The organism is Microcoleus sp. BM001215392 (assembly GCF_036700185.1).
Taxonomy (GTDB): domain Bacteria; phylum Cyanobacteriota; class Cyanobacteriia; order Cyanobacteriales; family Microcoleaceae; genus Microcoleus.
Genome location: NZ_JAUBOJ010000423.1, coordinates 1 through 5,998, shown reverse-complemented (window position 1 = coordinate 5,998; position 5,998 = coordinate 1). Strand labels below are relative to the sequence as shown.

At 49.1% G+C, this 5,998-nt stretch carries 4 protein-coding genes; all 4 read left to right on the top strand.

Features of this window, described 5'->3' with window-relative positions; genetic code table 11:
* Positions 1-1,007: calcium-binding protein (locus QT974_RS29640; protein ID WP_333471967.1), on the top strand; the 1,007-nt coding region annotated here is incomplete at its 5' end.
* Between the two features lie 321 nt (positions 1,008-1,328).
* The gene (locus tag QT974_RS29635) at positions 1,329-3,008 is read left to right on the top strand and encodes a S8 family serine peptidase (protein ID WP_333471966.1); all 1,680 of its coding nucleotides are present in this window, start codon (positions 1,329-1,331) and stop codon (positions 3,006-3,008) included.
* Positions 3,009-3,192: 184 nt separating this feature from the next.
* Positions 3,193-4,572, top strand: coding sequence for an ABC transporter substrate-binding protein (locus tag QT974_RS29630; protein WP_333471965.1), 1,380 nt, complete (start codon positions 3,193-3,195; stop codon positions 4,570-4,572).
* 152 nt (positions 4,573-4,724) lie between these two features.
* A partial coding sequence (locus QT974_RS29625) for a TolB family protein (RefSeq protein ID WP_333471964.1) occupies positions 4,725-5,998 on the top strand: 1,274 nt, incomplete at its 3' end.

Below are 5,998 nucleotides of genomic sequence, written 5' to 3'. Positions count from 1 at the left end.
CAGTCACAAGTCCGACTCCAGTCACAAGTCCGACTCCGACGGAAAGTCCGACTCCGGTAACAACTCCGACTCCGACGGAAAGTCCAACTCCAGTAACAAGTCCAACGGAAACTCCGAGTCCAACTTTTGTTGACCCTGACACCATTGTCGGCGGCAATGCCGATCGCACTTGCGACGAAATCGCCCTACCTGCGATCGATTCAATTCCCGGGCCGAATTCAGTCGATCGCACTTTCAACGGCACTGACGGCAACGATTTGCTTGTTGGAAGCAATCTCAACGACGCGATCGACGGTTTCAACGGCGACGACATTCTGCTAGGCGAAAGCGGTAACGACAATATTTACGGCGGGCGGCCCAGCAATGTGCCGCTCGGGCCGAATGCAGACAGAGACTTGCTGTTTGGCGGCAGAGGCAATGATTACCTCAACGGCAATGCGGGCGACGATATCATTTTCGCAGGTAAAGGCGATGATGTGGCGATCGGCGGCAAAGACGATGACTCGATTTGGGGCGACAAAGGCAATGACACTGTGGTGGGGGCTGAGGGTAACGACTGCTTGAACGGGGGAGATGGTGCCGATACAGTTAGCGGCTCAGAGGGCAACGATACGCTCTATGGCGGCAAGGGAAACGATGTTCTGGTGGGGGGTACTGGTAACGATCTGCTGTTGGGCGATCGCGGCAGCGACAGCATTTGTGGCGGCGATGGTGATGATACTTTGACTGGTGGTTTGGGTAACGATCTTCTGATTGGTGGGGTTGGGCGCGATCGTTTTATTTTAACCGCAGGTGAAGGCAGCGATGTGATTGCTGATTTCACTAAAGGTGAAGATTTGCTAGTGTTAGCGGGCGATTTAACTTTTGCTCAACTCACTATTACCCAAAGCGCTAATGCAGGTGCGATCGCGATTTCTGGGAACGGTCAACTGTTGGCTACTGTGAATAAAGTGACTGGTGGTGCGATCGATCGCAGTGATTTTATCCTGTTTGGGCGATCGAATTAGCCGTAGCGGTACGGTGCGCCAGTTTAGTGATTCTCAATCATCTCGATTAACCGCCATCATATAGGTTAGTAGTGCAGACTTCAGTCCGCTTTCATGTTGCGGACTGTTGTCCGCACTACGAACCCAACCGTTTTTGTACTGCATAAATCCCCAATGATTCAAAATATGACTTTTATGACTTTGGGGTTATGACTTTTATGACTTTAGGTAATGAATTTATGAATAGACGTATCATCTCGCCTCTGTAATAATACTAATTACTTTCAAATCAAGTATTATTCCTTAAACCAAAGTGAATCTAAAATTAACAGGAGCAAATTTATGGAAAGCACAGGTATACTTGGAAGCGATCGCCAACAGCAGCTAACAGCACCCTTAACCACCTTTGGTAACAGCGGTCAGTTTGATTTTTTGACGGCACCCAGTCAATTTAGCGGAAGCGTTCCCAGCAACGGCTTTGATGCGGATCGTTTGACAGCCAGTGCGATCGGCGAACCACAACAAATAGCAGATTTTCTAGTACCAAAAGCCAGCGACAGCCTCAGTTTCTCGACCAACAATCAAGTCGCCAGTGCTACATCTGCCCCAATATCCAACTCAGATGCTCTCGCTGGCGACACAGATCCGCTAACAGGAACCAGAACAGCAAGTCAGTTAAATTTATCCTACCCAGACAACACCTTAGCAACTGCTCGAAATGTTGTTGGCGTTGAAAACGGCAGGGTCAACTTAAGCGATTTTGTCGGAGTTGGCGATTCCGATGATTTTTACCGATTTACTCTTAACAGCAATAGCGATTTAACCTTGCGTCTTGACGGTTTGAGAGCGGATGCTGACTTACAGATAATTCAAGATAATAATCGCAACGGTATCTTTGAGTGGGATGAAGTTATTGGCAAGTCTTTTAACTACGACAGCACACCAGAAAACATTAATTTGTTAGGTCTCAATCCAGGGACTTACTATGTCAGAGTTTATAACTTTTTCCAGGAATCTACAAATTACAACCTGACTATCGCCGCCACAACATCTGTTACGGGTTTTAACAACATTTACGGATACGGTTTGGTGGATGCAAATGCAGCAGTTTCCCGGGCGCTGAACAGTCCAAATTCCTTCCCAGCAGTTCCAAATTTGGGTGGGAATAATTGGGGACGAGACACGATCGATGCGCCGGAAATTTGGGAGCGGGGAATTACAGGAAATGGCATCGTAGTAGCTGTCGTCGATGGCGGTGTTGACTACACGCATCCCGATTTAGATGGCAATATTTGGCGGAATCCGGGTGAAATTCCCAACAACAACATTGACGACGATCGCAACGGATTTATTGATGATATCGGGGGTTGGGATTTTGTGTCTAATGATAACAATCCGATGGATGAGTCTCTCAGCGGTCACGGGACTCACGTAGCAGGTATAATCGCCGCGGAACGCAATGATTTTGGCATCACGGGAGTTGCCTACAATGCCAAGATTATGCCTGTCAGAGTATTGCCGAAATTTGCTACAGGGAGTTGGAGTGATGTTGCTGCTGGAATTCGCTATGCTGTCGATAATGGAGCTAATATCATTAACCTCAGCTTGGGAAGTGATACTAGGCCTCAACCTTTGGTAGACGCCGCAATTCAGTACGCCACAGACAAAAAAGTTGTTGTTGTCATGTCAGCCGGAAATGAGAGTTCTCCTCAACCAGACTATCCAGCTATTAATGCCACTCGCTTCGGAATAGCCGTGGGAGGAATTGACAAAAATAACAGAATGTATAAATCCTCTGACCTTGCAGGCTTCCGACCTTTAGATTACCTCGTTGCACCGGGAGTAGATATCTATTCTACAACTCCCAATAACACATACAAAACCTTTAACGGCACATCCATGGCAGCCCCTCACGTAGCTGGTGTAGCGGCTTTAGTTTTGAATGCCAATCCGACTCTAACTCCGGCTCAAGTTGAGTATATCTTGACGACAACAGCCAACCGCAATGGAATCACAGTCTAGAAACTAGAGACAACCGTCAGGAACATCGCTGTAGCCACAAAAAGTCGGGCCTAAAAACTATATTTTGGGGCTACATAAAAAGGTCTAATAAATGTCGTTGATAATCAGACCTGGGGTAGGATGCGCTGCTCGCGTCCCGCACGGCAAAAATCCCATTTCGACCGCTAAATTTAAGGAGGATAATATGAGCCAAGTTGTGAAAGACAAAAGGAGTCTGCCACCGATCGTTTTTATTCTGGTGTTGGGTTTAGTTGCGTGGGGGACATACCAATTGGTTCCCTATTTATTGAATGGGTTGTCTCAAAAAAAATCCAGCCCGATCGCCAATCGAATCAGTTTGGGAGACAAGATTTTAGTTGCATCAGCAACAACCGCAGAAAAGCAAGCCGCTGTTAAAGCTTTTGCCAAAGGAGATTACAAAGAAGCTGCCAAACAATTTCAAGCATCGCTGCAACAAAATCGCAACGATCCGGAAACAGTCATCTATTTGAATAATGCTATAGCGAGCGATCGCACTCCCTTAAAAATTGCCGTTAGCGTACCCATTGCCACCAACCCCAATATAGCGCAAGAAATCCTCCGAGGAGTCGCCCAAGCTCAAGATGAAATTAACTTGAAAGGAGGCATAAAAGCGGCGGGATTGCAAGTAGAAATTGTCAGCGATGACAACAGCCCAGAAGTTGCGAAGCAAGTGGCAGCAGCATTAACAAACGACCCGAAAACTCTAGCCGTAATCGGACACAACTCCAGCGAGGCATCTTTAGCGGCCGCTCCAATTTATCAGCAAGAAAAACTGGTGATGGTGACGCCAACAAGTTCGACGAAGAACTTATCAGGATTTGGCAGCTACATCTTTCGGACAGTACCTACCCTGAGTTCGATGGCGGTTCCCCTGGCAAAATATGTAGTTGAAACAGCCGGCAAAACCAATATTGCCTTCTGTTACGACTCTCAATCTACCGAGAACCTGCTGTCAAAAGATGAATTTGTCGCCTCCTTTTTAGCAGCCGGTGGCAAATTAGTACCTACAGTCTGTGACTTCGGAGCACCAACATTTAATCCTAAAAATGCGATCGCGGATGCTGCGGGCCTCGGCGCACAAGGGTTAATGCTAGCTCCCCAGATCGATCGCATCGATCGCGCGATCGAGCTAGCCCGCGCCAATCAAGGCAAATTGGCGCTTTACAGCAGCAGTACGCTGTACACAATTCAAACATTAAAAGAAGGACAAAACGACATTAACGGGTTAGTATTGTCCGTTCCCTGGCATCCCGAAACGAATCCCGGCAATCCCTTCCCAGAAAATGCGCGCCAGCGGTGGGGAGGAATAGTGAATTGGCGGACAGCAACCAGTTATGATGCCGCTCAAGCGATTATTGCCGGTTTGCAGCAAAGCAATACGCGCTTGGACTTACAAAAAGCGCTCAGAAATCCCAGTTTTTCTGCAACAGGGGCGAGCGAGAACGTGAAATTTTTGCCAACGGGCGATCGCGCGGGTAAGGCAACTTTAGTGCAAGTTAAACCCGGAGGAAATACAGGTTATACTTTTGTACCGCTGCCGTAATTTGGTTTTTTGTGACTGTTAGATTTCTCCAAAAAACCAAGTTTTCAACAGGCATCCTGCCTGTGTCACAAGAATTATTGAGATGTCTGTTGGTTTTGATCTCAAAGAGCGATCGACAATTGACCAAATTTGCAATTTTAGGGTGAGGATTTATGACTATTACTCGTGTTTCTGTAGACTCAGCAGGCAATCAGGCGATCGGCATTTCCCAGATCCCCTCCATCTCAGCCGACGGGCGGTTTGTCGCGTTTTCATCTGAGGCATCCAACCTCGTGCCGGGGGACACTAACAATCGCAGCGATATCTTCGTGCGCGACTTGTCAACCAACACCACCACCCGCGTTTCTGTAGACTCAGCCGGCAATCAAGGAAACGAGACTTCCGGCAGTCCCTCCATTTCAGCCGACGGGCGGCTTGTGGCGTTTACATCTTTTGCACCCAACCTCGTGCCGGGGGACACTAACAATCGCAGCGACATCTTCGTGCGCAACTTGTCAACCAACACCACCACGCGCATCTCTGTAGATTCAGCGGGAAATCAAGGGAACGGCGGTGTGCTGATTGGCTTCTTCGTTCCCTCACTCTCAGCCAACGGGCGGTTTGTAGCGTTTGAATCTTATGTCCCCAACCTCGTGCCGGGGGACACTAACAATCGCAGCGACATCTTCGTACGCGACACGCTCACCAACACCACCACCCGCGTCTCTGTTTCCGCGGCCGGCCTTCAGGCGATCAACCACTCCTCCAACCCTTCCATCTCAGACGACGGGAGGTTTGTGGCGTTTTCATCTGAGGCATCCAACCTCGTCCTGGGGGACACTAACAATAACGACGATATCTTTGTGCGCGACACGCTCGCCAACACCACCACCCGCGTCTCTGTTTCAGCCGCCGGCCTTCAGGGGAACGGCGACTGCTCCAAGCCCTCGATCTCAGCCAACGGGCGGTTTGTGGCATTTTCATCTGATGCGAGCAACCTTGTGCCCGGAGACACTAACAATTCCAGCGATATATTCGTGCGCGACACGCTCACCAACACCACCACCCGCGTCTCTGTTGACTCAGCCGGCCTTCAGGCGAACGATGGCTCCAATTTCTCCTCCATCTCAGATGATGGGCGGTTTGTCGCGTTTTCATCTGAGGCATCCAATCTTGTGCCGGGGGACACTAACGGTAAAGAAGACATCTTCGTGCGGGATTTGTCAACCAACACCACCACCCGCGTCTCTGTTGGCGAAGCCGGCAATCAGGGGAATGCTCTTTCTTACATCCCCTCCATCTCCGCTGACGGGCAGAGAGTAGCATTTGCATCTGATGCCTCCAACCTCGTGCCGGGAGACACCAATAGCCGCGACATCTTCGTTGCTGGCTTAACCAACACTCCAAGCGGCACTAATAACTCTCCAAACATCATCAATGGCACGAG

Coding starts and splice junctions, on each gene's coding strand:
- QT974_RS29635 (WP_333471966.1), top strand. CDS start 1,329: ATGGAAAGCACAGGTATACTTGGAAGCGATCGCCAACAGCAGCTAACA.
- QT974_RS29630 (WP_333471965.1), top strand. CDS start 3,193: ATGAGCCAAGTTGTGAAAGACAAAAGGAGTCTGCCACCGATCGTTTTT.